Source organism: Salinicoccus kekensis (genome assembly GCF_900220995.1).
Taxonomy (GTDB): domain Bacteria; phylum Bacillota; class Bacilli; order Staphylococcales; family Salinicoccaceae; genus Lacicoccus; species Lacicoccus kekensis.
Genome location: NZ_OBQF01000001.1, coordinates 664,396 through 688,363 on the forward strand (window position 1 = coordinate 664,396; position 23,968 = coordinate 688,363).

General features: G+C 47.2%; 28 protein-coding genes, 1 tRNA gene and 1 other annotated feature (1 of these 30 cut by a window edge). Of the genes, 3 read left to right on the plus strand and 26 right to left on the minus strand.

Annotated features, from left to right (window positions below; translation table 11 throughout):
- Positions 1-175: a binding site (T-box leader), on the minus strand; it reaches 32 nt to the left of the window's first position.
- 36 nt (positions 176-211) lie between these two features.
- From CRN96_RS03305 to CRN96_RS03365, 13 genes are all read right to left on the minus strand, one after another.
- Entirely contained in the window at positions 212-1,279 is a 1,068-nt protein-coding gene (locus CRN96_RS03305; protein WP_097039118.1) for an AbrB family transcriptional regulator, read from the minus strand.
- Between the two features lie 79 nt (positions 1,280-1,358).
- Complete coding sequence (locus CRN96_RS03310; protein ID WP_097039119.1) at positions 1,359-1,952, minus strand: c-type cytochrome; 594 nt, start codon at positions 1,950-1,952, stop codon at positions 1,359-1,361.
- Between the two features lie 73 nt (positions 1,953-2,025).
- Complete coding sequence (gene hemL, locus CRN96_RS03315; RefSeq protein WP_179647104.1) at positions 2,026-3,315, minus strand: glutamate-1-semialdehyde 2,1-aminomutase; 1,290 nt, start codon at positions 3,313-3,315, stop codon at positions 2,026-2,028.
- Positions 3,315-4,295, minus strand: coding sequence for a porphobilinogen synthase (gene hemB / locus CRN96_RS03320; RefSeq protein WP_097039123.1), 981 nt, complete (start codon positions 4,293-4,295; stop codon positions 3,315-3,317). The genes hemL and hemB overlap by 1 nt, the downstream gene beginning before the upstream one ends.
- A gap of 2 nt (positions 4,296-4,297) precedes the next feature.
- Complete coding sequence (locus CRN96_RS03325; RefSeq protein WP_179647083.1) at positions 4,298-5,002, minus strand: uroporphyrinogen-III synthase; 705 nt, start codon at positions 5,000-5,002, stop codon at positions 4,298-4,300.
- Positions 4,989-5,912: a hydroxymethylbilane synthase gene (gene hemC / locus CRN96_RS03330; RefSeq protein ID WP_097039126.1), complete on the minus strand. Its 924-nt coding sequence runs from the start codon at positions 5,910-5,912 to the stop codon at positions 4,989-4,991. The genes CRN96_RS03325 and hemC overlap by 14 nt, the downstream gene beginning before the upstream one ends.
- 15 nt (positions 5,913-5,927) lie before the next feature.
- Positions 5,928-6,602, minus strand: coding sequence for a cytochrome c biogenesis protein CcsA (ccsA, locus tag CRN96_RS03335; protein WP_245844527.1), 675 nt, complete (start codon positions 6,600-6,602; stop codon positions 5,928-5,930).
- Between the two features lie 164 nt (positions 6,603-6,766).
- The gene (hemA, locus tag CRN96_RS03340; protein ID WP_097039130.1) at positions 6,767-8,113 is read right to left on the minus strand and encodes a glutamyl-tRNA reductase; all 1,347 of its coding nucleotides are present in this window, start codon (positions 8,111-8,113) and stop codon (positions 6,767-6,769) included.
- A gap of 117 nt (positions 8,114-8,230) precedes the next feature.
- The gene (gene yihA, locus CRN96_RS03345) at positions 8,231-8,818 is read right to left on the minus strand and encodes a ribosome biogenesis GTP-binding protein YihA/YsxC (RefSeq protein WP_097039132.1); all 588 of its coding nucleotides are present in this window, start codon (positions 8,816-8,818) and stop codon (positions 8,231-8,233) included.
- Positions 8,819-8,875: 57 nt separating this feature from the next.
- Positions 8,876-10,135 (minus strand): ATP-dependent Clp protease ATP-binding subunit ClpX, encoded by a 1,260-nt coding sequence (gene clpX, locus CRN96_RS03350; RefSeq protein WP_097039134.1) that lies wholly within the window; start codon positions 10,133-10,135, stop codon positions 8,876-8,878.
- A gap of 132 nt (positions 10,136-10,267) precedes the next feature.
- Positions 10,268-11,614, minus strand: coding sequence for a trigger factor (tig, locus tag CRN96_RS03355; protein WP_097039136.1), 1,347 nt, complete (start codon positions 11,612-11,614; stop codon positions 10,268-10,270).
- A gap of 85 nt (positions 11,615-11,699) precedes the next feature.
- Positions 11,700-12,665, minus strand: coding sequence for a hypothetical protein (locus CRN96_RS03360; RefSeq protein WP_097039138.1), 966 nt, complete (start codon positions 12,663-12,665; stop codon positions 11,700-11,702).
- A complete protein-coding gene (locus tag CRN96_RS03365) occupies positions 12,655-13,275 on the minus strand; it encodes an NUDIX domain-containing protein (RefSeq protein WP_097039140.1) in 621 nt (206 codons plus the stop codon). Before CRN96_RS03365 ends, CRN96_RS03360 begins: the two co-directional genes overlap by 11 nt.
- A 197-nt stretch (positions 13,276-13,472) precedes the next feature.
- Between CRN96_RS03365 and CRN96_RS03370 the strand changes: the two genes are divergently transcribed.
- Both CRN96_RS03370 and CRN96_RS03375 read left to right on the plus strand, forming a co-directional pair.
- A tRNA-Arg gene (locus CRN96_RS03370) sits at positions 13,473-13,546 on the plus strand.
- Between the two features lie 138 nt (positions 13,547-13,684).
- Positions 13,685-13,918, plus strand: a complete 234-nt coding sequence (locus tag CRN96_RS03375; protein WP_097039141.1) for a hypothetical protein — start codon at positions 13,685-13,687, stop codon at positions 13,916-13,918.
- A gap of 116 nt (positions 13,919-14,034) precedes the next feature.
- On the opposite strand, the gene CRN96_RS03380 is transcribed toward CRN96_RS03375, so the two are convergent.
- The 4 genes from CRN96_RS03380 to CRN96_RS03395 all read right to left on the minus strand — a co-directional run bounded on the left by CRN96_RS03380 (position 14,035) and on the right by CRN96_RS03395 (position 15,665).
- On the minus strand, positions 14,035-14,223 hold the full coding sequence (locus CRN96_RS03380) for a hypothetical protein (RefSeq protein ID WP_097039143.1): 189 nt from the start codon (positions 14,221-14,223) through the stop codon (positions 14,035-14,037).
- 250 nt (positions 14,224-14,473) lie between these two features.
- Positions 14,474-14,671: a CsbD family protein gene (locus CRN96_RS03385; protein WP_097039145.1), complete on the minus strand. Its 198-nt coding sequence runs from the start codon at positions 14,669-14,671 to the stop codon at positions 14,474-14,476.
- A 60-nt stretch (positions 14,672-14,731) separates the two neighbouring features.
- A complete protein-coding gene (locus CRN96_RS03390) occupies positions 14,732-15,274 on the minus strand; it encodes a GNAT family N-acetyltransferase (protein ID WP_097039147.1) in 543 nt (180 codons plus the stop codon).
- A 16-nt stretch (positions 15,275-15,290) separates the two neighbouring features.
- Entirely contained in the window at positions 15,291-15,665 is a 375-nt protein-coding gene (locus CRN96_RS03395; RefSeq protein WP_245844528.1) for a thiol-disulfide oxidoreductase DCC family protein, read from the minus strand.
- 23 nt (positions 15,666-15,688) lie between these two features.
- Between CRN96_RS03395 and CRN96_RS03400 the strand changes: the two genes are divergently transcribed.
- Positions 15,689-15,922: a hypothetical protein gene (locus CRN96_RS03400; RefSeq protein ID WP_097039149.1), complete on the plus strand. Its 234-nt coding sequence runs from the start codon at positions 15,689-15,691 to the stop codon at positions 15,920-15,922.
- Positions 15,923-15,964: 42 nt separating this feature from the next.
- Here CRN96_RS03400 and CRN96_RS03405 read toward each other — a convergent pair whose 3' ends face one another.
- The 9 genes from CRN96_RS03405 to trxA all read right to left on the minus strand — a co-directional run bounded on the left by CRN96_RS03405 (position 15,965) and on the right by trxA (position 23,839).
- Positions 15,965-16,453 carry a YfcE family phosphodiesterase gene (locus CRN96_RS03405; RefSeq protein ID WP_097039151.1) on the minus strand — a complete coding sequence of 163 codons (489 nt, stop codon included), beginning with the start codon at positions 16,451-16,453 and terminating at the stop codon, positions 15,965-15,967.
- 12 nt (positions 16,454-16,465) lie between these two features.
- The gene (locus CRN96_RS03410) at positions 16,466-17,062 is read right to left on the minus strand and encodes an XTP/dITP diphosphatase (RefSeq protein WP_097039153.1); all 597 of its coding nucleotides are present in this window, start codon (positions 17,060-17,062) and stop codon (positions 16,466-16,468) included.
- 2 nt (positions 17,063-17,064) lie between these two features.
- Positions 17,065-17,868, minus strand: coding sequence for a glutamate racemase (gene racE / locus CRN96_RS03415; protein ID WP_097039155.1), 804 nt, complete (start codon positions 17,866-17,868; stop codon positions 17,065-17,067).
- Entirely contained in the window at positions 17,861-18,304 is a 444-nt protein-coding gene (locus CRN96_RS03420; protein WP_097039157.1) for a MarR family winged helix-turn-helix transcriptional regulator, read from the minus strand. Before CRN96_RS03420 ends, racE begins: the two co-directional genes overlap by 8 nt.
- Positions 18,305-18,395: 91 nt before the next feature.
- Positions 18,396-19,163, minus strand: a complete 768-nt coding sequence (gene sdhB, locus CRN96_RS03425; protein WP_097039159.1) for a succinate dehydrogenase iron-sulfur subunit — start codon at positions 19,161-19,163, stop codon at positions 18,396-18,398.
- On the minus strand, positions 19,163-20,932 hold the full coding sequence (gene sdhA, locus CRN96_RS03430; RefSeq protein ID WP_097039162.1) for a succinate dehydrogenase flavoprotein subunit: 1,770 nt from the start codon (positions 20,930-20,932) through the stop codon (positions 19,163-19,165). Before sdhA ends, sdhB begins: the two co-directional genes overlap by 1 nt.
- 17 nt (positions 20,933-20,949) lie before the next feature.
- Positions 20,950-21,561, minus strand: a complete 612-nt coding sequence (locus tag CRN96_RS03435) for a succinate dehydrogenase cytochrome b558 subunit (protein ID WP_097039164.1) — start codon at positions 21,559-21,561, stop codon at positions 20,950-20,952.
- Positions 21,562-21,697: 136 nt separating this feature from the next.
- Positions 21,698-23,464 carry an excinuclease ABC subunit UvrC gene (gene uvrC / locus CRN96_RS03440; RefSeq protein ID WP_179647084.1) on the minus strand — a complete coding sequence of 589 codons (1,767 nt, stop codon included), beginning with the start codon at positions 23,462-23,464 and terminating at the stop codon, positions 21,698-21,700.
- A gap of 60 nt (positions 23,465-23,524) precedes the next feature.
- Positions 23,525-23,839 (minus strand): thioredoxin, encoded by a 315-nt coding sequence (gene trxA / locus CRN96_RS03445; protein WP_097039168.1) that lies wholly within the window; start codon positions 23,837-23,839, stop codon positions 23,525-23,527.
- Between the last annotated feature and the right edge of the window lie 129 nt (positions 23,840-23,968).

Consider the following 23,968-nt stretch of genomic DNA (forward strand, 5'->3'; position numbering starts at 1 on the left):
ATTCAGCAATCATTTGCTGCACTTAAAGTTATTTAACGCATAATTACGTCTAACCCTACTGTCAATTTCAGATTAGATTGATTTCAGACTACTTTCACCCTGAACATCGATGTGTTCCCACCAGCCACACATTCTCTAAAAACCCGTCCAGGCCTACTCTTCTGACCTCGTTATTTGATTAAATATATCTTATACAAATCTGCATATGCTGTCAAGTCCGGTCCTGCCTGCGTCTTCTGTACCTCAAGTACCAGCTGACGAGCGGGGTCACGATCAGGATGATGAAGAATATGCGGAAAATATGATAGCTCGAAATCATTGCGATATCCGCACCCATCTCCACAGCCACGATGATCAGCTGGCCGATGCCCCCGGGCGCTGCGCTCAGGAACAGATTATTGAAGGAATGCACGGTGAACATTTGATAAATGCCCGTGATCACCAGTGTGCCGCCGATCAGCAATATATTTTGAATCAGCATGGAGACGATCATCCGGCTGTTCAGCTGATACAAAAGCGACGTGATCTGCCTGCCGATCCGGATGCCGAACAATATCTGAGCCACGTTCATGAATTCAATGTTCAATGAAAAATGGTGGCCCGTCATGATATTCCAAATCAATACGGAGATGATCGGACCGAGCAGAAACGGGACCGGAAACCTGACCAGTTTGAATATGTACATCAGTATGAAGGCTCCTGCCACAATCAGGAGCATCGAAGGTTCCAAAACCTCGGACAGAAGCGGTGCTGGTTCATCTGCTTCCGATGACACAGCCTGATCCGATGCGAATAAGCTCGCTATGAAAGGGACCAGTATGACGACAAGGATGATCCTCGACATCTGTGTAATCGTCACAAGCATCAGATCCGCCTTTTTATCCTCTTCAGCAAGGATCAGCATCTGGCTCAAGGCTCCCGGGACCGATGAAAGTAATGCGGTCTCGGGCGTGCAGCCCGTCAGCTTCATGAATATTCTTGACAGGCCGAGGCTCAAGGAAATGATCAGCAGGCTGATGAAGAAGATGTTCCATATATCCCCGATCATTTCCTGCATTGCATCCATCGTGAATGTCGAGCCGATTTCGAAACCGATGACAAAGACGCCCAGGTTGCCCATCCATTTCGGAAAATAAAAATCATCCGTCACAAAGCGGATGAACAGGAATGTCGCGGCCATGGATCCGAAAAGCCACGGGAGCACCATGCCTGCAGCGTTCAAAATCGAAGAGATGCCAAGTGCTGACAGCAGAAGAATGATTAACCGGATTATTTTCATAATGAAAAACCTTTCCTTGAGTTGGGGGAGCATTGAAAAACATAAAGACTCCCTGGATCAGGGAGTCTTTAGTCATAAATTATTCAGACCACATGTCATACATTGCAGTCAGTTCTTCATCACTGACCTGATCTTCATCAAACGCAGGCATTGACCCCTGGCCATTCCTTACGATATCGGTGAATTCCTCTTCACTCAGATCTGTGCCCGCAAGTGCCGGCCCCATTCCTCCTGAAAAGTCCTCGCCATGACATGAAGCACATGAATTCTGGGCAACGCCTTCAGCATCCACGTCACCTGAGGAAGCACCATTTCCTTCTGCAGCGCCATCCTCTTCGGCAGCCTGTTCTTCGGCACCTTCTTCACCTTCGACAGGTTCTTCCGTTTCAGCTGAATCATCGCTTGATTCCTCAGTGCCGGCACCTGTGTCGGCAGTTTCTTCACTGCCTTCACCGTCACCGCCAATATGGAAAATCATTAATGGAATAATTAAAACGATCACCATGATTGGAATCACCCATACCAATGGGTTGCGGATATCTTCTTTCTTATTTTCCTTAGAATGAATAATCATTTCACGGCCCTGGCCATCGATGTAGGTCTTACCTTCATCTCTGACACCCTCCATGTTGACTTCCTTATCTGTAAGGTTTTGATCTTTTTTATCACTCATTCACTGTGACCCCCCAAATATTATTCATACCTATTATACACTTAATTGCTTAACTATGAAGCATAATTTTTGGTTACTTTTTACTTAAGCGGTCCAGAGCATTGTCGAATGCTGTGATTGTCGCGTTGATATCATCTTTGGTATGTTTCGTCGACAGGAACATTCCTTCGAATTGAGACGGCGGGAGGTAAATGCCTTCTTTCAGAAGTTCCTGGAAGAGCGCCTTGAACAGGTCCAGATCACTCTCATTTGCGCTGTTGAAGTCCGTCACCGGTCCTTCAGTGAGGAAGAAGCCGATCATTGAACCTGCACGGTTGACCGTGATCGGTTTCTCATGTCTCCCGAACACTTCCTTCAAGCCGTTTTCAAGCAGGTCCGCAAGGTCATTGAAGTATTCATAACTCTCCTCCGACAGCTGGCTCAAAGTGTGGTAACCGCCTGCCATGGCCAGCGGGTTCCCTGAAAGCGTCCCCGCCTGGTAGATATCACCGACAGGTGCCACATGTTCCATGATTTCCCTCTTGCCGCCGTATGCGCCGACCGGCATGCCGCCGCCGATCACTTTGCCGAGGCATGTAATGTCCGGCATGACATCATAATGGCCCTGGGCACAGTTGAAGCCGACCCTGAAACCGGTCATGACCTCATCGAATATCAGCACGGTGCCATTCTTTTCAGTGATTTCACGGACATACTTAAGGAAGCCTTCAACCGGAGGCACAACACCCATGTTGCCGGCAACGGGCTCGATGATGACGCCTGCGATATCTTCCCCGTACTTGTCGAAAGCTTGTTTAAGGCTCTCCGGATCATTATACGGCACAGTGATCGTATTGAGGGCCGTCCCTTCAGGGACGCCCGGGGAGTCCGGAAGTCCGAGTGTCGCGACACCCGATCCTGCTTTGATGAGCAGTGAATCGCTGTGGCCGTGGTAGCAGCCTTCGAATTTAAGTATTTTATTGCGGCCTGTATAACCCCTTGCCAGCCTGAGTGCGGAAAGTGTCGCTTCCGTACCGGAAGAAACCATCCGGACCATCTCGATGGAAGGCACCCTTTCTATGACAAGTTCGGCCATCTTGTTTTCAAGCTCCGTCGGTGCACCGAAACTCGTACCTTTTTTGGCGGTTTCCGCGACTTCGGAGACGACTTTGTCATCGCTGTGGCCGAGTATCAGCGGGCCGAAGCTCAGACAGTAATCGATGAATTCATTGCCGTCCACATCATAGAGGCGTGCATCTTTTGCACGTTCGATGAACAATGGATGATCCCCCACGGACTTGAACGCCCGTGCAGGCGAGTTCACGCCGCCCGGCATCAGTTCGACTGCTTCTTCATATAGTGCTTTGGATTTTTCAAACATGATTATACCTCTCCTCGATCAATTTTCTTACAAATATCTTTTGCAAAATAAGTGATGATCAGATCCGCACCGGCACGTTTCATGGAGATCATCTGTTCAATGATGACCTCTTCATCGACGAGCCCCATATCGATGGCGGTCTTCGTCATCGCGTACTCCCCGCTGACATTATATGCAACGACCGGAAGGTCCGAGCTGTTCCTCACATCGCGGATGATGTCCAGGTAGGACAGCGCAGGTTTCACAATCATCATATCCGCACCCTCGATTTCATCACTTTCGAGTTCACGCAGTGCCTCCAGCCTGTTTGCAGGGTCCATCTGATATGTCCTGCGGTCGCCGAATGACGGCGTCGATTCGGCCGCATCACGGAACGGGCCGTAAAATTTGGAGGCATACTTGATGCCGTAGCTCATGATCGGTATATGGCTGAAGCCGTTCTCGTCAAGGCCTTTCCTGATCTCAGTGACGAAGCCGTCCATCATATTGCTCGGAGCGATGATGTCAGCGCCGGCACGTGCCTGTGACACGGCGGTCCTGACAAGCAGAGGTAGGGTTGAATCATTGTCCACATCCTCCGTTTCCGGATCGATCAGGCCGCAGTGGCCATGATCCGTGTATTCACACAGACAAGTATCCAGGATGACGAGCAGCTCCGGATGATGCTTTTTGGACAGACGGCACGCTTCCTGCACAATGCCGTGATCGTGATAAGCACCGCTGCCGACTTCATCTTTTTCATTCGGTATGCCGAAGAAGATGACGGATTTGATGCCAAGATCCACGACTTCATCCAGCTCTTCTTTCAATAAATTCAATGAAATCTGATAAACCCCCTTCATCGAAGGGACTTCTTTCTTAACATCATCTTTCTCCACTACGAATATCGGATAGATGAGGTCCTCCTTATGGAGATGGGTCTCCCTCACGATATCCCTCATATTCGCTGTTCGCCTCAGTCTTCTGTGACGGTCAAAATTCATTTTTACACCTCAAATTTTTCATTGATTAATTCATACATGCTCTCAAGCGTCGCCTTTTCCGGGGAGACGGACGGTACACCGTACTGATCCAGCTTTTCCTTCGTGACCGCCCCGATTGAGATGACGGTCTTGTCCTTCAGCAATTCCGGTTCAATGTACTTCATGAACACTTTCACACCCGATGGGCTTGAAAAAGTCAGGATATCGATGTCATCCATCTCTTCACGGATTTTTTCCATGGATCCGACATTATCGACGGGTTCATATATGGAAAGCTTATCCACAGTCACGCCGTGGGATTCCAAGTAGTCTTTCAGATGGGGCCGCGCGGCCCTGCTTGTAGGGTACAGTACCCGTTCGATCCTTTCATCATGCAGCGGGAAGTCTTCTATGAAGCCTTCCTGTGTGTAGACCGAAGGTTCAAAGTCCACGGTATAGCCGTTATTGATGAGGACTTCCGTCGTCTTCTCGCCGATGCTCCCTATTTTGGAGAATTTAAGGTCTTTCATATACGGCAAAAAGAGCTTGACTGCATTTTTGCTCGTCAATATCAGCCAGTCATATTCATGCCTTAAAAATGATTCTTCAACATCAAGCGGCTGGATTGAAATCAAAGGGGCATGCATGACATTGAAACGGTCACTGGCCACATTCAGTTTAGTCTGTGTGACCAGCACCGTCTTCTTCATTGCCTTATTTTTCTTCATTGATTTTATCAATGATTTCCTTGGCACCGATTTTTTCCATTTCATCAGCCACAAGGTTGCCGAGCGCTTCCGGGTCCGTACCGGACTTTTTGACGAGATATTTCTCATTGCCATCCTCCGACATGATCAGCCCTGTCAAATAAAGTTCGCCGTCTTCAAGTGTCGCATAACCGCCGATCGGCACCTGACAGCTGCCGTCCATGCGGCGCAGGAACGTCCTTTCCGCCGACGTGCAGATGGCATCCTCCTTCGAGTGGACCGCCTCAAGCATTTCGGCGAGCTCATGGTCGTCTTTCCTGATTTCAATGCCGAGTGCACCCTGTGCGATTGCCGGTATGAATTCTTCAGCATCAAAGTACTCGGTCACACGGCTGTCGCCCCAGCCCATCCGTTTAAGGCCTGCTGCTGCAAGGATGATCGCATCATATTCACCGGATTCCATCTTCTTGATGCGGGTGTCGATATTGCCCCTCACCCAGTTGACGGTGATGTCATCACGCATCGATTTCAGTTGGGCGGCACGTCTCAGGCTGCTTGTACCGACGATGCTTCCGGAAGGGAGGTCTTTGAACAGCACCTTATTGTTGGAGAGGAAAGCATCCCGCATATCTTCCCTTTCAGGGATGCAGCCGATTTTGAACTGCTCGGGCAGCTGGCTCGGCACATCCTTCAGGCTGTGGATCGCCATATCGATCTCTTTATTCTCGAGCGCAAGCTCGATCTCCTTGACGAAGAGGCCTTTGCCGCCAACTTTTGACAGCTGTACATCCACAATGCGGTCACCTTTCGTTACGATTTCCTTGATTTCAAATTCTGCTTCCGGAAATTTCTCTTCAAGCGCTGCGATGAACTGTTTTGACTGGGTCATGGCAAGTCCCGAGCGCCTGGATCCAACGATAAACTTTCTCATTAAAATGCTCCTTTTTTAAGTCCAAATATGGAAATTGGAAAATTGTGATACAAACAGATAATTGATCATGCAAAATATGAACAATCCAATGTTCAACATAGCAAATATATAAGTATTGCGCACTTTTTTCAAATGAATGAAGAGTGCGGCATATAAAAGCACTACAAATGAAGTCCCCATCACCTTGATATCCCATATGATGTCCACCCCGATGATCTGGATGCCCCAGTGCAGTCCGAGCAGGATGCTGACCGTCATCGTCAAAAGCCCGATCACAAGACTCCTGATCATGACCTTCTTTGCGGTCTCTATACTGAACAGTGAAAAGAATGTGCGGTTGAAGCGCTTTTTCTTCAAATTGTCGTACTGTATCAAGTAGATCAGCGAATGCAGCGCCGACATGAAGAACAATACATAGGCAAGCAGTGCGAGCCCGACATGTATGACCAGAAGTTCGTTCATCAGCACCGACACTTCAACTTCCCTTGAAAGCGGCTCAGGCTGGAATGTGAATATCGAAAAGAACAGGAAACTGAAGAATATGAATCCAAAAAGCACCTGTTCGCTTTCATTCCTGTAATAGTAAGTGATGCCGGTGATCGATAACACAAGGGATAAAGTGAACATGCCCTCGTAAGTCGTGAATACCGGTATCCTCCCAAGGCTTATGATGATGTTGATGTAGGTCAAGAGATGCAGTGCCGTGGCTCCGGCGATTATATAAAAGGAAACCTTTCTGGCTTGGCGATTTCTTAAAGCTAAATCGTACGCCAGCACAGAAAGGCCCATAAAGTATAAAAGCATTATAAATTCATTGATGCGGAAGACAATATCCATATTGGTCCCCACCCATACTATTCGAATGCGAGTTCTGTATTATTTTTTTGAGTCTCCTGTTGGTATTTCTTCATTTCTCTTTCTTTCACTTCGCTGACTTCATCTTCGATGCCGAACAGTGTTTCAATCTCCTGGAGTTTCTTCACTGCCTGCTTGTCATTTGCGATTTCCTTCGTGTAGATGATCGGATCTTTCAGCATCTGATTGATGATGCTCTTCATATGCTTGCTGATGACCGTGCGTTCACGGTCGGTCATATCAGGCATTTTACGCTCCACGCTCTTGAAGGTCTCTTCATGTATGTTGAGGGCCTTCGTCCTGAGCGCCTGGATCACCGGTGTCACACCGAGCATATTGACCCAGCTTTCGAAGTCATCCTGTGCTTTTCTGATCATCGCTTCCACTTTCTTCGCTTCCTGCTGACGGGTTTCCAGGTTTGAATCGATCAGACCCTGCAAATCGTCCACATTGTACATGTAGACATTTTCATACTGATGGGTCGCAGGTTCGATGTCCCTAGGCATCGCAATGTCGATCAGTATCAGAGGGCGGTTCGCCCTTTTCTTCTGGATATTATGGATGAGGTCTTCAGTGATGACGTAATTTCTTGAGGAAGTGCTTGAAAGAACGATATCCGTATCCATTAAATAACCTTCAAGATGCTCGATCGTATCGTATGCACAGTCATATTTATCGGCAAGTTTCCTCGCATTATCAGCCGAGCGGTTAATGATCGTGATGTCTTTGATGCCGTTCGAAGCCAGGTTGATGATCGACTGTTCGGACATTTCACCTGCACCGATGACGAGGGATTTCGTATCCCTTTTCTGATCGATGATCTTGTTGATCAACTGTACTGCAGCATAGGATGTTGAAATTGCATTTTTCGATATATCCGTATCATTATGCCCTTTTTTAGCCACAGTTATCGCCTCTTTGAATAACTTGTTGAATATCGTCCCGGTCGTCTTTTCATCCTGCGCCTTGATGAATGCATCGCGTATCTGACCAAGTATCTGGGTCTCCCCGAGAACCATCGAATCGAGCCCGGCCGTCACATAGAACAGATGCTCGACCGCCTCTTCCCCGACTTTCACATCGATGATCTTCTTGATCGTCTCAAGATCCACCTCGAACCATTCAGCCAGGAAGTTCTGGGCATAGTACTTACCGGTATGAACCTGGTCACTCACAATGTAGACTTCGGTCCTGTTGCATGTGGACAGCAGCACCGTTTCCAAAATACTTTTTTCCGACCGCAGTTTGTGCAGCGCGTCTGTCAGCTCCACTTCATTGAACTGGACTTTTTCACGTTCTTCGACTGTCGCTTTTCTATAATTTAAACTCAGCGATATTACGTGCATCAAATTTCCTCCTACCACCATTATACGTAAGCAATAATAATACTAATTGTAACAAAAAAACCATGTCATTTCTATATAACATGGCTGAAATCCTACATTATTTAAAATTGTTCTAATCTAGACATAATTGCCCAATGCTTCATATACTTTCGGCAGGTTCTTTTTGTCGACGGCGGAGAAATCGATGACGATATCTTCCGGCTCGACTTCAAGCGTTTCCCTGACGACCTTCAAATGCTTCTGCACTTTGCTTTTCCCGATCTTATCGGATTTGGTGCAGATGAGGATGACCGGGATTTCCAGATGTTTCAGGAAATCATACATCAATATGTCATCCTGCGTCGGTTTATGCCGCAGATCGACCAGCTGGACGACCGCCTGGAGTTCTTCCCTCTCAGCGAGGTAGGATTCAATAAGCTGCCCCCATTTTTCGCGGCTCGTCTTGGACTGCCTTGCATAACCGTAGCCCGGGACATCGACGAAGATGAACTGTGAGTCCACATCATAGAAATTCAGCGTCGCCGTCTTCCCCGGCTTCGAAGAAGTCCTCGCTATATTTTTACGTCCGCAGACTGCATTGATGAAAGATGATTTACCAACATTCGAACGGCCGCTCAGGGCGATTTCCTTCATCTTACCGTCCGGGTACTGGGAAGGGTCCATCGCCGAATACATGAATTCGATATTGTTCGGGTTTATTTTCATAATCTGTACTCCTCATGAAAAAAGCTGTCTGGGCTTCAGACAGCTTTTTTATTTCTATTATGCACTTTTACGATCGATGTAAACTTCTTTACCTTCTGCATCGTAAAGCAGCGGATCGCTTTCATCCATGATTGTATCTCTCGTGATTTTGACCGTTTTGATTTCTTCATTGGAAGGTACGCTGAACATGATGTCGACCATGCGCTCCTCTATGATGGAACGGAGGCCACGTGCACCTGTTTTACGTTCGATGGCAAGCTCGCTGATTGCATCGAGTGCATCATCATCGAATTCCAGATCCACTTCATCGATTGCCAGCATTTTCTTGTACTGCTTGACGAGTGCATTCTTCGGCTCTGTAAGGATGGATTTGAGTGCATCCACATCAAGCTCTTCAAGGTGGCTGATGATCGGCACACGTCCGATGAACTCCGGTATGAGACCGTAGCTTTGAAGGTCTTCCGGACGTACATTGGATAGTATCGCATCTTTATCATCGAGGGTCGCTGATGGTCCGCCGAAGCCGATCACTTTCTCACCGACTCTGCGCTTGATGATTTCATCCATGCCGTCGAAGGCACCGCCCAATATGAACAGGATGTTTTTCGTATCGATCTGGATCGATTCCTGGTTCGGATGCTTCCTGCCTCCCTGAGGCGGCACGCTTGCAGTCGTCCCTTCAAGTATCTTAAGGAGCGCCTGCTGTACACCTTCACCGGAAACGTCACGTGTAATCGAAGTATTCTCACTCTTGCGTGCGATTTTATCAATTTCATCGACATAGATGATGCCTTGTTCAGCACGTTCCACATCAAAGTCTGCAGCCTGGATCAGACGCAGCAGTATATTTTCCACGTCGTCACCGACATAACCTGCTTCAGTGAGGCTTGTCGCATCCGCAATCGCAAATGGGACATCCAAAGTGCGTGCGAGTGTCTGGGCGAGCAGTGTTTTACCGCTGCCGGTCGGGCCGATCAACGCGATATTACTCTTGGAGATTTCCACATCATCGTCACTGCTCTCCTGGTTGATACGTTTATAATGGTTATAAACTGCAACACTCAAAGCACGTTTCGCCTTATCTTGTCCGATGACATAGTCATTCAGAGCTTCGAGGATCTGCTGAGGTTTCGGCAGCTCCGTGAAAATCGCCTTATGCTCGGTCTTCAACTCTTCTTCTATGATTTCGTAACATAATTCTATACATTCATTACAAATGTACACGCCGCTGCCTGCGATCAGTTTCTTTACCTGTTCCTGATCTTTACCACAGAACGAACATGTTAAATTTGTATCATCTTCATTAAATTTGATCATCTTAACACCTCTTTTATCATTGTCGTAAACTATACTAGAATTCAGGTTTGAAATCAAATGAATGAACTTGCAGGCAATGATGCCAATAGCTCTGCAACTATGCGTTGCAGAGCTATTCTCATTCAGGCGATTTTACTTTTCTTCTTCAGTTGATTCTTCAGTCTCTTCTGACTCACTTGCCTCATCTTCTGATGGTTCTACAAATTTGGCATTATCCACAAGTACATCGAGTGCCTTCTGGACTTTGATGTCCTGCTCAAGCATTGACAGGTCACCCAAAGTTGATTTGATGTCTTCAACTTTGATGCCGAACTGTTCGCTCATTTTCTCAAGTTCTTTATCAAGGTCTGTTTCCGCAACTTCGATGTTTTCATCAGCCGCAATCTGCTTCAACGTGAGGTTCGTTTTAACGCGGTTCTCCGCATCTTCTTTCATCGTCTCACGAAGTGCATTTTCATCCTGGCCGGACAGCTGCTGGTACATTTCAAGGTTGATGCCTTGCTGCGACAAGTTCTGTTCGAATTCCTGAAGCATTCTGTCAAGCTCAGTGTTGACCATTGCTTCCGGAACGTCAATTTCAGCATTGTCACTTGCTTTGAGGAGAAGTTCTTCCTTCATGGCGACATCTGCCTGGTTTTCTTTAGCTTCTTTAAGGTCTTTTTCAACTTTGGCTTTAAGCTCATCCACAGTTTCAACACCCTGGTCCAGCTCTTTTACGAGATCATCGTCAAGTTCAGGCGTTTCCTGCACTTTGATGGAGTTGATCTTGACTTTGAACGTCGCAGGCTTCCCTGCAAGTTCCTCCGCCTGGTAATCTTCAGGGAAAGTCACTTCAACGTCTTTCTCATCTCCGACTTTAAGTCCGACGAGCTGTTCTTCAAAGCCGCCGATGAATGAGCCGGAACCGACTTCAAGGTCGAAATCTTCAGCTTTTCCGCCGTCGAACTGTTCGCCGTCCATATAACCGTCGAAGTCCAGGTTCACTGTGTCGCCGTCTTCCACTTCGCCATCATCTTTGATGACCATTTCCGCCTGATGCTCGAGCATATGACCGATTTCATGGTCAATGTCCGCCTCAGTCACTTCCGTCGACAGTTTAGTTGCCTCAAGACCTTTGTACTCTCCGAGCTTGACTTCAGGCTCGACAGTCACTTTCGCCGTGAATACAAGATCTTTGCCTTTTTCCATTTCAACGATATCCACTTCAGGCTGATCAACAGGAGTAATACCTTCTTCATCAACAGCTTTAGCATAGTTTGGTGAAAGGACGATATCCAGTGCGTCCTGGTATAAGGATTCTACACCAAAACGACTTTCAAACATTTGACGCGGAACTTTCCCTTTTCTGAAACCTGGAAGTGAAACATCCTTGGAAACTTTCGCAAATGCTTCATCCAATGCCTGATTGAATTCCTCTGCAGGTACTGTGACCGTCAGAATTCCTTCATTACCTTCTTGCTTTTCCCATTTTTGAGACATAGTGTAATTCCTCCGTTAATACATTTTTTTCATAACCAGTTTAGTATAACACAATAGTTTTCCTTATCCAACAATTGACTTATTTTTATGTTTCACTTGTCGTGACAAGACGTTCCATCTCATCTATCCATTGATAGACGTCACTTCCTGCCGTGTACGGGTGGTCCATATTCAGCAAATCCAGTATATACTGAAGATAGCCTTCAACCAACTCTTCCGCCTTGAAATCCGGCTCTTTCGGATAACTGAATATTGCGTGGCTCGTCATCAGCAGCGCCGCCTCGCTGACGATCTGCGGCGCCCTTGATTCAAGCTCATCAATCACTTCCGGTTCCACATCCTTCATCAATGTGATCTCCTCAAGCGACGGCAGATCGGCAGGCACGACTTCCGCAGGTTCATCGAATTTATGGTGGCGCACCTTTTGGTTGTAGCCGATTTCCTTCAGATAAAGCAGCATGAAAGTGACGATATCCTTATCACTGATGTTTTCCAGATGCTCCAGGACGAAATCCTTATACCTGATATCTTTTTCATCAGCAAAAGTGCTGAACATACGGAGTATCTCCTGGTGCGACATCTCATCGAGATCGATGTCCTCCTCGCCGGACCGCTCTTCCTCATCTGAATCCCCGTTCCGCCTGTACTGGAGTTCATCGATTGCTTTTTTCGCCTGATGCCTGATGGCAGCAATCTCAATCCGGAAACCCTGGGGCAACTTCTCCTCCATCAGATGGTCTGAGAAGTTGATGACTTCATAGTACCTTTCCTGCCTGCTGAGCGCCTTCAGCAATTCGATCATATGAGTTTCATAGTCGCCCGACCCTTTATTCAGCTGCATCAGGGAATAGTCCACGACGTCATCATGCTCGCCGAGCGCATCCATGGCTTCGTAGAACATCTCTTCCAGGCTGGTTTCGGGCGAGGCCATTTTGATGAAATGGTGGTAGTTCTCGCGGAAAGACTCAAAATCGCCGTCTTTGAACATCCGGACCAGATCCTTCTCAGCCTTCTTCAGAAAACGATGGTGGGTCGTTATCTTATCTGCCATAAGCATCACGAATGATCAGTTCGCTCCACGACTCATAAGGCGACAGCTCCGGCAGATCATCATTGCTGATCCACTTCAGGGATAACGTGTCTGCCTCCATATTGGAAACACTCCCTTTATCCACCGAGACTTTCAGCACCAGCCCGATGTGCACCCTGCCGACCTCGTTATCGTCGTCGTTGATCAGACCCATGATTTCAATGTTCCTGATATCATCACCGGCAAGGCCCACTTCCTCTTCAAGCTCACGCCGGGCATTGATGGATAACTTCTCATCGATATCATCCGCATCCTCTATATCATTCATATGGCCGCCCACACCAATCGACAGAAGACCATGCAGCCGCTCTTCACCACCACCGCCGAGCCTTTCATAGACCAGCGTCTCTTTACCGCCTTCGGAAGATATGATCACATAGCTGATCAGCTGCTTGTAGGAAGGATCCTCTTCCATATCACCGCGGCGTTTCACTTCGAAATTATTAAAAGTGCCAACGATCGGCTGATAACGCCCGTCATTCTTACCGATGAAACCATTGAAGGCATTCTCCTCGGAGTCGAACAACTCCTCCCGCGGCACCACTAGAATCTGTTCATCAAATTTACTCATATACTTTCTCCTATTTTATATTTCACTCACAATCATTCTATTAAAGTCGCCATTACTTGTAAATCAAATAATGAGGATAATCGACTGGCGAGGTTTTGTAAAGTATAATGGGATGATGTAATAAAACACCTTAAAAATTAAAAATTGATTTGACTTATATAACCCACTTTGATTATAATAGAATTTGTCTTAATTAAGTCCTGGTAGCTCAGCAGGATAGAGCAATGGCCTTCTAAGCCATCGGTCGGGGGTTCGAATCCCTCCCAGGACGCTACTAATATATTGAATGAGATTAATCCCCGTCAAATTTTGGTTTGGCGGGGATTTTTGTCGTCAAATAAAAAATCTTACTGATTGATGTCATATCCTCTTTCTCTGTTATACTTCTTATAGAAAGGTGGTGTCAGCAATGCATTTGAAACAATATAGCAAATCCCAAATTTCGAAGGCCTCAGAAAAACTTGAAAGCGTCAATAAAACTCCATGCTGTGAAACTCCGGATAAAGAAATAATGCCGGAGATCACGCAGCTGATCGCAAAAACCGACCAATCACAGATCATCGGTATGGATATGATGACAATAAAATGTAATCACTGCGGTCTGGTTGAGCAGTATGATCCTGTGGTCCTTGGGGCCGAATAGTTGGATGATTAATAATAGAAGTTACATGTGTGACTTCTTCATTTATATTTGATTTTTCAAACCCTGATAGGTATCTACTCATCAGGGTTTTTCTTTATAGGATATAAAGCTTTTTATTATTCTATGATGGTGTGTTTAATGTTGTATTGCAGCAGCACATACGTCACTGCGCCTTCATCTGTACTGATATTCGTCTCTTCCACATGGACATCGTAGCCGCATTCAGAAATATTATACTCCCCTGCTTCAATTCTCCCGATTAATGATTTCAGTTCCTCGACTGCTTTCTTTTCCAATTCATCCATATAGCCACCCCTTAATTAATAGTGATTTAATTGACGGACGAGCATAACTATAGAAACTTCGTATATGCTCGGATTAATCCTATGAAAAACGAGTATAACGGCAATAAATCGAGATATGCTCGGATTTACAATAAGAAAAACGAGCATCTCCCCTCAAAACATGAATATACTCGTCCCCTGACTCACCGCAAGGCCGCATCCACAGAAAAAAGCCGCCGAAATTTTGCATTCCAGCGGCCTTCAATCATCTCTATCGCTTTTTATCGCCTTTACCGAATTTATCAATCGTGTCATTTGCCTTATTCTTGGCATTTTCCACGAATTCTTTGGCTTTACCGGTGTTTTTATCTTTCTTGCCTTCGGATTCCATATCCTTATCGCCTGTCGCGTTGCCGATCGTCTCTTTTATGTTGCCTTTTTGCTGATCAAATTTGCTTTCATCTGCCATAATATACACCCCTCTGTTTAAGTTAAGTATCAATACCACCAATCAGAGGGGTTGAAACATTCAATACGGCCATTCGCTCTTCAGCATGCGGTACAGGATGCAGTCATGATAGTGATCATACAGGAATTCATATTCCTTCATGGTGCCTTCCGGGGTGAAGCCGAGGGCTTCGGGCAGTTTCCGGCTCCTCAGGTTCTTCTCGCCGCAGACGATTTCAATCCGGTTCAGCCCCATTTCCTTGAAACCGTAGTCCGTGAGTCCTTTCACCGTCTTCAGCATCAGGCCCCTGCCTTCATATTCCTGTGTGAGCCAGTAGCCGATCTGTGCGCGCCTCGAGTTTGGTTCGATGGTTGTGAAGCCGCACATGCCGATGAACTCGTCATGATAGAACAGCCCGAGTTCCATCCCCGTCCCCATTTCAATGTTCTGCTGCCACGATTTGATCACAGACAGGTAACTGTGCGGTGATTTTGTATAGTCCAGCCAGGGCAGCCATCTCTTCAAGAACACTCTGTTTTCATCCACTACGTCGTATATCTTCTTGCGGTCCCTCTGATGGATTTCCCTCAGTTCGAGATCGTCATCTATTCTTATCCTTATCATAGCCTCACTTACTTTCTTATGATGAAATAATTCTTTTCCTCACCGTCGGATTGATTTCGCAGGAATCTCCCATGTTCACGCGGTATCTGTTCCGTGCGATGAAATCATACAGGCGGTTTCTGAAGCAGACCGGCACAGCTTTGAAGATGCTGAAGGCTTCCAAACCGACCGCATCGTTCATCACTTCGATGACCGCATCGCTCTTCATATATAAATCATCCGAATAATACACTACAGAATCGATTTCTTCTGGTAGAATATCATCAAGCTCTTTTATGGACGCAAAATAAATCCGCTCTTTTCTATCAAGCCTGACGATCGTTTTCGCAAACGTGTTGCACATTATGCAGTCGTCATCAAAATATAAGATATTGATAATAACACCCCTCAATCTCAAAGTTAGCAGGTGATCTCATGAACCAGTCGATCCGTATATTCCTGTCGACATATTTCATCTTCATTGCGCTGCTTTATCTCGCAATGCGCTACACCACATTCAGCATGAACCCGGTACTCTATACACTCATGGGCTCACTGCTCATCATTATAGTGATTATACTTTATGTGAAAGATCAAATCGAGCCTGACATCTTCACAGTGAGCATCGTCGTCCTGTCAGTATTGATGATGCTCAGTCTCGCCATATAATAAAAGAAGGAAAATAACATGATGTTATTTCCCCTCCCGGTTTCACAGTTCCAGAAGATTGACTTCTTCGAACTTCTCGTGTTCCCTGTTGTAGAATTCAACCCTGTCATCAGCAGTATCCAATACGCAGTAACTCGCTTCCCACTCGCCCTTTGGCTTTGATATGCTTCCGGGGTTGATGCAGTAGACGCCGTTGATGTTTTCGGCGAGGGCGATATGCGAATGGCCGTAAAGGGCATATTTCGCCTTGAATTCCAGCGCTCGCTCGCTCAGCACTTCCCTGTCCGGCTTGATGTTGTAGAGGTGGCCGTGGGTCAGGAAAAGATTCGTATCCTCATCATATGATTCAACGGGGAATCTGCTGTCGTTGTCCACATTGCCGCGCACTGTGTTGAAATCCTTCAATTCTTCATTTTCGTAAGTGAACTCGCTGTCACCCAGATGGATGTTCAAGTCGCCGCCATTATGGTCCAATGCACTTTGAACGATGCCTTCTTCTCCATGATTGTCACTGACGATTAAGACTCTCATTGACATTCTCCTTTAATATGAAGTTAATTTTTCAAAGACTTCCTCATCATTCATCAATTGCTTCAAAGCCTTGCTTCTATGACTGATTTCCCCTTTTTCCTCACTGTTAATCATTCCGAGGTGGACGCCCTCATCCGTCAGGAACAAAGGATCGTAACCGAAACCTTCCGTCCCGTGCGGTTCTTCGAGGATTTCCCCTTTCAATACACCCGTGTAAGTCCTTGTTTCCTCGCCGGGTATGCTGAGTGCTATGACACACGTGAAGTGTGCTTTCCTGTCTGCCTCACCGGCCATCTCTTTCAGCAGCTTTTCATTGTTTTCTGCATCCGTCGCATATTCACCTGCATACCTTGCCGAATAAATCCCCGGCGCCCCGTCGAGTGCATCGACCGACAGGCCTGAGTCGTCGCTGATCACGGGCAGGCCGAGCGCCTGTGACGCCGCCTCGGATTTCAGCACAGCATTGCCGCTGAACGTATCCGCCGTTTCATCCACTTCGAAATCCGGTATGAGTGTTTTTATTCCGACCACTTCATAACCTTTGAATACGGCCTTGAAGTCGTTGATTTTTCCTGCATTCCCTGTTGCGATCACAATTTTTCCTGTCATATCTACACCTTCAATTCTATTTCTTTCATGTCATACTTCAATTCCGGCAGCCAGTCCCTCAGGATGTATTTGAAACGGCTGCTGTCACCGTTGATTAATATCGTGTGCGTGACTTCACCCTCAGGCGCCCTGAGGATCCTCTGGTAGTTCAGCAACGAACTGACTTCACGGGCCGTTTCATAACCGGAATCTATCACCGCTTTCCTGCCGTCAAAGTATCTTCTGATGCTTTCCTTCAGCAGGGGATAATGCGTACAGCCCAATATCACAGTATCCGCATCACTGTGCATATGGGATTTCAGTGCCTGGTGGATGACGATGCCGGTGACGATATCATCCTTGTAGCGCAATTCCTCCACCAGGGGCACGAAGGCCGGGCATGCCTGGCTGGTCACTTCAAAATTGTGGTTCAGACTCCTGATGGCGTCCGGATATGCGTTGGATTTGACGGTGCCGGAAGTCGCAAGGACGAGCACTTTCCCATTGCGGCTGTGCTGGATGGCACTCCTTGCGCCGGGGCCGATCACACCGATGACCGGTATTTCCAGTCTTTCCCTCAATATCTCCAGGGCCGCTGCCGTTGCCGTATTACAGGCGATGACAAGCATTTTAATGTCCTTTGCCACCAGATATTCCGCCACCTGGATGGTATAGGCCCTCACCGTCTCCAGATCCTTTTCGCCATAAGGACATCTTGAGATGTCCCCGAAGTACAAAATCCGTTCGTTCGGCAGCTGCCGCGTGATCTCCCTTACGACGGTCATCCCCCCGACCCCTGAATCCATCACTCCGATCGGCCTATCCATGCGTCCTCTTTTCACTTTCCCGCAGGATGGACTCGAGCAATTCCGGAAGCAGCTCCATCTCTTCCTTATCCAGATGTGCCGTGATATCACGTATATAGGAAATCCGCTTATCAATCACTTTACGTATGACCTCTTTGCCTTTCGACTCCATTTTGACAAGCACAAGACGCTTGTCTTTCTCGGATTTATAGCGTTTGACGAGATTCTGGTTTTCGAGTTTGTCCACGATATCGGTGGTTGTGGAATGGGCCAGATACATCCTGCTGGACAGTTCCCCGATCGTAATGCCTTCCTTATCCCCGACCCACTGCAACGCGACAAACTGCGGCGGGGATATTTCGTATTCATTCAATATTTCACGGCCATGAGCTCTCACGTGCACTGAAATATACCTGATAGATTTTTCTATGGAAATGATCAAATCTTTATCTGCCATTCATTCCAGTCCTCACTCTGATTTTCTTTTAATTATATCTTAAATGGGCACAAAAAAATAGGAAGAGCTGTACGCTCTTCCTAAAATATGATCAATCCACCTGGTGGTCACTTCCGAAGAATGATTTGAATGCATGGAAAGTTGTTTCTCTCTGCATTGCTGCAATTGAAGTGGTCAAAGGAATGCCCTGCGGACAAGCTTTAACACAGTTTTGCGCCATGCCGCACTCGGATACCCCGCCGACACCCATCAGGGCATCGAGACGTTCGTTTTTATTCATGCTGCCTGTCGGATGCAAGTTGAACAACCTGACTTGGGAAACTGCTGCCGCACCCATGAATTTCGAATTGTCGTTGACGTTCGGGCAGACTTCAAGGCAGACGCCGCATGTCATACATTTTGACAGTTCATAAGCCGTCTGACGCTTTTTCTCAGGCATTCTCGGACCTGGTCCAAGGTCATGAGTACCGTCGATCGGAACCCAGGCCTGAACGCGTTTCAGGCTGTCGAACATGAATGAACGGTCGATCTGCAAATCTTTTACGATCGGGAATGTGGACATCGGTTCAAGCTTGATCGGCTGTTCGTACTGGTCGATCAGTGCAGTACAGGACTGCCTCGCCGTACCGTTGATCACCATTGAACACGCACCGCACACCTCTTCGAGGCAGCTCATGTCCCATGTCACCGGTGTCGTTTTATCGCCTTTGGCATTGACAGGGTTTCTCTGAATTTCCATCAAAGCGCTGATCACGTTCATATTTTCGCGGTAAGGCACTTCGAAATCTTCCCAATACGGGCTCGATTCAGGATTCTCCTGTCTTTTTACGGACAGTTTTATAGTTTTATTTTCAGCCATTATTTTTTGGCACCTCCAGAGGATTTTGAAGTATAGTCACGTTTACGAGGCGGGATCAGGCTGACGTCAACATCTTCATATTCAAATCTCGGTGCTTCGAAATCCCCCTCGAAGTAGGCTTTTGTCGTCTTCAGCCATTCTTCGTCATTACGTTCAGGGAAATCCGGTTTGAAGTGCGCACCGCGTGACTCGTTACGGTTGAGTGCACCGATCGTGATCACACGCGCGAGAACGAGCATGTTCCAGAGCTGTCTTGTAAAGAATGCTGCCTGGTTGCTCCACTTCCTTGTATCATTGATGCTGATGTTTTTATAACGATCCATCAACTCGACGATCTTTTTATCCGTCTCTTCGAGTTTGTCGTTATAACGTACAACAGTGACGTTGTCGGTCATGAGTTCACCCAGTTCCTTGTGGATGACGTAGGCGTTCTCTTCACCGTCCATGTTCAGGATGTTTTCGAATCTTTCCACTTCAGCCTGTTTCGCTTTCTCGTAAATCGATTCGTCAAGATCTTCGTATGATGTCTCGAGACCTTTGACATAGTCGATTGCTTTTGGACCTGCAACCATGCCGCCGTAGATGGCGGACAACAGTGAGTTGGCACCGAGGCGGTTGCCGCCGTGCTGTGAGTAATCACATTCACCTGCTGCAAACAGACCCGGGATATTGGTCATCTGGTCGTAATCCACGTACAGTCCGCCCATTGAATAATGCACGGCCGGGAAAATCTTCATAGGAACTTTACGCGGATCGTCTCCGGTGAACTTCTCGTAAATTTCGATGATGCCGCCGAGCTTGATGTCAAGCTCTTTTGGATCTTTATGTGACAGGTCGAGGTAGACCATGTTTTCGCCGTTGATGCCGAGTTTCTGGTTGACACAGACGTCGAAGATTTCCCTTGTCGCGATATCGCGGGGTACAAGGTTACCGTAGTCCGGATATTTCTCTTCGAGGAAATACCAGGGCTTGCCGTCTTTGTACGTCCAGATCCTTCCGCCTTCACCACGCGCAGATTCACTCATCAGGCGCAGTTTATCGTCACCCGGGATCGCCGTCGGGTGGATTTGGATGAATTCACCGTTCGCATAGATTGCACCCTGCTGATAAACGATGGAAGCCGCCGAACCTGTATTGATCATGGAGTTCGTCGATTTACCGAAAATGATTCCCGGTCCGCCTGTCGCCATGATGACAGCATCCGACTTGAACGTTTCGATTTCGCCGCTGTCGATCTTCTGGGCGGAAACCCCGCGTGATTTGCCTTCATCATCAAGGACGATGCCGAGGAATTCCCAGCCTTCATATTTCGTGACCAGGCCGTCCACTTCGTACCTCCGCACCTGCTCATCCAGTGCGTAAAGCAGCTGCTGGCCGGTCGTGGCGCCGGCAAATGCCGTCCTGTGATAAAGTGTTCCGCCGAAACGTCTGAAGTCCAGCAGGCCTTCAGGTGTCCTGTTGAATGTAACACCCATCCGGTCAAGCAGGTGGATGATTTCCGGCGCAGCGTCTGTCATTGCCTGTACAGGCGGCTGGTTTGCCAGGAAGTCTCCGCCGTATACCGTGTCGTCAAAATGTATGGCAGTCGAATCGCCCTCACCTTTTGTGTTCACTGCGCCGTTTATACCGCCCTGGGCACATACAGAGTGAGATCGTTTCACAGGTACGATTGAAAACAAATCAACTTCAGCACCTGTTTCTGCCGCTTTAATCGTCGCCATAAGGCCGGCGAGACCGCCGCCAACGACGATGATTTTATTGTTCGCCATGTTTTACACTCCTCTAATTAAATAAACGCTAATATTGCCTGGATGCCGATGACGCTCACTATCACGAATACAATCAGTGATATATAACCCATGATCCTCTGGGATTTGTCGGATTGCGTGATGCCCCATGTGATCATGAAGGTCCATAAACCGTTTGCAAAATGGTATACGGTCGCAAGGATTCCCACGATATAGAACACGAGCCACCATGGATTCTCAACGATATCCGCCACCAGGTCAAAGTCCAGATCCACACCCATGAACACCTGCACCCTCGTCTGATACACGTGGATTGCTATGAATATGAAGGATAAAACCCCCGTCACCCTTTGCAGCAGGAAGTTGATGTTACGGTAAGTGTTCGGATAACCGTATCTGTACTGGGCTGTAAAAGCTATGTAAATACCATAAATCCCATGGAATAATATCGGGATGTAAATCACAAAGACCTCCAGGAATATGACAAATGGTAAGTTGCCCATGAAACCGGCCGCTTGGTTGAATGCTTCCTCACCCCTTGTTGCAAAGTGGTTAACCACCAGGTGCTGTACTAAGAACACACCCAGAGGAATAACACCAAGCAACGAGTGGATCCGGCGTATTAAAAAACTTGAATCTTGTTTCGACACTTGAATTCCCCCCTAACTCTACTATCATTACATTTTCACAATCTCTATTTTACGCTTATGGATAGTAGAAATCAAGGCACTTTGAGGGGATATCATCAATGTTATTAAAAGATTGTGAAAATTTAATCGTGGTTGGTCACTTAATACTCTCTATAATGTGCTCCGCCACTTTTTTGGGGATGCCGATTTCAGTGAAGTCATTGACTTCTTTTTCCTTCATCCGCTTGATCGAGCCGAAATGCTTCAACAGTTTCTGCTTCCTTTTCGGGCCGACACCTTCTATACCATCGAGGACCGACATGGACTGTGATTTGCTGCGCAGATTCCTGTGGAAACTGATCGCAAACCGGTGCACTTCATCCTGTATGCGCTGCAGAAGGTAAAAGCTCTGTGAATTTTTCTTGAGCGGCACGATTTCGGCATTCTCCCCGAACAGCAGCTCAGCCGTCTGGTGCTTGTCGTTTTTGGCTAGGCCGGCAACCGGGATGTCGAGCGACATCTCATCAAGCAGCACCGACTTCACCGTATTCATGTGGCCGATACCGCCATCCACGATGATGAGGTTCGGCAGCGGGAGCCCCTCTTTCAGCACCCGCGTATATCTTCTCCTGACCGCCTCTGCCATGGATGCATAATCATCGATGTTGTCGACGGTCCTGATTTTGAACTTCCTGTAGTCCTTCTTGCTCGGTTTGCCGTCGACGAAAGAGACCATGACGCTGACGGGGTCGACGCCCTGGATGTTGGAGTTGTCGAATGCCTCTATGCGTATCGGCGTCTCGATATCCAGCGCTTCGCCGAGTGCTTCGATCGCTTTGACCGTCCTTCTCTCATCGCGTTCGATGATGTCGAATTTATTTTCGACGGCAATACGTGCATTTTTATTGGCAAGGTCCACCATCTCTTTTTTGGCGCCGCGCACCGGCTGCAGGACTTTTGTTTCTATGATTTCCGAAATGATGTCTTTGTCGAACTCTTTCGGCATATGGACTTCCTTCGGCAGGAGATTCGATTTCAGGTCGTAGAACTGGACGATGAAACGGTAGAACTCTTCCTCAACATCATCATTGATCGGAAACAGTTCCGCCTTCTTCTCTATCAGATTGCCGTTCCTGATGAGGAGGACGGAGACCGACATCCAGCCCTTCGATACACTGTAACCGAACACATCGCGCGCCGTCATGTCCGCTGTCATCATCTTCTGCTTCATCATCGTATTTTCTATATGCCCCATCAGATCACGGTATTCCTTCGCTTTCTCGAACTCGAGCGCTTCGGCTGCTGTTTCCATCTTGGACTTCAAATCGTCCATGATTTCATCGGTTTCGCCGTTCAAAAAGCGCGTGATCCCTCTTTTCATCTCTTCATACTGCTCCTGTTCCACATTGAAGACACACGGGCCGAGGCACTGGCCGATATGATAATACAGGCACAGTTTGTCCGGCATCGTGTTGCATTTCCTGAGAGGATATATGCGGTCGAGCAGCTTCTTCGTCTCATAGGCACTGTAGGCGTTCGGATACGGGCCGAAATAAGTGCCGGTGGACGGCTTGACCGTCCTCGTCACTAAGAGGCGCGGGTGCTTTTCCTTCGTGATCTTTATGAACGGGTAGCTCTTATCATCTTTCAACAGAATGTTGTATCTCGGATAGTGCTTCTTGATGAGGTTCAGCTCAAGGAGCAGGGACTCCACTTCCGTCGATGTCACGATGAAGTCGAAGTCCGTGATCTCCCGTACGAGGCGCATCGTTTTTTCATCGTGCGCACCTGTGAAGTAGGATCTTACACGGTTCCGCAGATTTTTCGATTTGCCGACGTAGAGGATTTCCCCGTACTTGTCCTTCATCAGATAGCACCCCGGTTCAGCCGGCAGCACCGAGAGTTTCAATTTTAATTCTGACATACTCATCCCTCTTTAAACTTATCTGTACAAAAAAACCGCCAATATTGGCGGTTCAGATTATTAAGCGTGTTTTTCAATCAATGCAACTAACTGTTCTTTCGGCTGGAAACCGACGACTTTATCCACAGGTTCGCCATCTTTGAAAAGAATCAGAGTTGGAATACTCATAACTTCATATTCACTTGCAGTGGCACCGTTGGCATCCACATCGAGTTTAGCGATGTCTGCTTTGCCTTCAACCTCAACTGCAACTTCTTCAAGTACTGGAGCAATCATTTTACATGGTCCACACCAAGTTGCCCAGAAGTCCACTAATGTTACACCGTTAGCAACTTCGTCTTTAAAATTCTGATCGTTCACATCATATAATGCCATGTTAATATACCTCCATTAATTCCAATTTATAAATTGATTATAACGTATTGTCCTTCACTCCACAATTGAATTGCTTATGCAAAAAACAATAAATAGATTATTCCCGCAATAAACATCACTATGCCCACT

Excerpts from the sequence above, each read along its gene's own strand:
- CRN96_RS03305 (WP_097039118.1), bottom strand. The coding sequence starts at position 1,279 with ATGAAAATAATCCGGTTAATCATTCTTCTGCTGTCAGCACTTGGCATC.
- CRN96_RS03310 (WP_097039119.1), bottom strand. The coding sequence starts at position 1,952 with ATGAGTGATAAAAAAGATCAAAACCTTACAGATAAGGAAGTCAACATG.
- hemB (WP_097039123.1), bottom strand. The coding sequence starts at position 4,295 with ATGAATTTTGACCGTCACAGAAGACTGAGGCGAACAGCGAATATGAGG.
- CRN96_RS03325 (WP_179647083.1), bottom strand. The coding sequence starts at position 5,002 with ATGAAGAAAAATAAGGCAATGAAGAAGACGGTGCTGGTCACACAGACT.
- hemC (WP_097039126.1), bottom strand. The coding sequence starts at position 5,912 with ATGAGAAAGTTTATCGTTGGATCCAGGCGCTCGGGACTTGCCATGACC.
- hemA (WP_097039130.1), bottom strand. The coding sequence starts at position 8,113 with ATGCACGTAATATCGCTGAGTTTAAATTATAGAAAAGCGACAGTCGAA.
- yihA (WP_097039132.1), bottom strand. The coding sequence starts at position 8,818 with ATGAAAATAAACCCGAACAATATCGAATTCATGTATTCGGCGATGGAC.
- clpX (WP_097039134.1), bottom strand. The coding sequence starts at position 10,135 with ATGATCAAATTTAATGAAGATGATACAAATTTAACATGTTCGTTCTGT.
- tig (WP_097039136.1), bottom strand. The coding sequence starts at position 11,614 with ATGTCTCAAAAATGGGAAAAGCAAGAAGGTAATGAAGGAATTCTGACG.
- CRN96_RS03360 (WP_097039138.1), bottom strand. The coding sequence starts at position 12,665 with ATGGCAGATAAGATAACGACCCACCATCGTTTTCTGAAGAAGGCTGAG.
- CRN96_RS03365 (WP_097039140.1), bottom strand. The coding sequence starts at position 13,275 with ATGAGTAAATTTGATGAACAGATTCTAGTGGTGCCGCGGGAGGAGTTG.
- CRN96_RS03375 (WP_097039141.1), top strand. The coding sequence starts at position 13,685 with ATGCATTTGAAACAATATAGCAAATCCCAAATTTCGAAGGCCTCAGAA.
- CRN96_RS03380 (WP_097039143.1), bottom strand. The coding sequence starts at position 14,223 with ATGGATGAATTGGAAAAGAAAGCAGTCGAGGAACTGAAATCATTAATC.
- CRN96_RS03385 (WP_097039145.1), bottom strand. The coding sequence starts at position 14,671 with ATGGCAGATGAAAGCAAATTTGATCAGCAAAAAGGCAACATAAAAGAG.
- CRN96_RS03390 (WP_097039147.1), bottom strand. The coding sequence starts at position 15,274 with ATGATAAGGATAAGAATAGATGACGATCTCGAACTGAGGGAAATCCAT.
- CRN96_RS03400 (WP_097039149.1), top strand. The coding sequence starts at position 15,689 with ATGAACCAGTCGATCCGTATATTCCTGTCGACATATTTCATCTTCATT.
- CRN96_RS03405 (WP_097039151.1), bottom strand. The coding sequence starts at position 16,453 with ATGAGAGTCTTAATCGTCAGTGACAATCATGGAGAAGAAGGCATCGTT.
- CRN96_RS03410 (WP_097039153.1), bottom strand. The coding sequence starts at position 17,062 with ATGACAGGAAAAATTGTGATCGCAACAGGGAATGCAGGAAAAATCAAC.
- racE (WP_097039155.1), bottom strand. The coding sequence starts at position 17,868 with ATGGATAGGCCGATCGGAGTGATGGATTCAGGGGTCGGGGGGATGACC.
- CRN96_RS03420 (WP_097039157.1), bottom strand. The coding sequence starts at position 18,304 with ATGGCAGATAAAGATTTGATCATTTCCATAGAAAAATCTATCAGGTAT.
- sdhB (WP_097039159.1), bottom strand. The coding sequence starts at position 19,163 with ATGGCTGAAAATAAAACTATAAAACTGTCCGTAAAAAGACAGGAGAAT.
- sdhA (WP_097039162.1), bottom strand. The coding sequence starts at position 20,932 with ATGGCGAACAATAAAATCATCGTCGTTGGCGGCGGTCTCGCCGGCCTT.
- uvrC (WP_179647084.1), bottom strand. The coding sequence starts at position 23,464 with ATGTCAGAATTAAAATTGAAACTCTCGGTGCTGCCGGCTGAACCGGGG.
- trxA (WP_097039168.1), bottom strand. The coding sequence starts at position 23,839 with ATGGCATTATATGATGTGAACGATCAGAATTTTAAAGACGAAGTTGCT.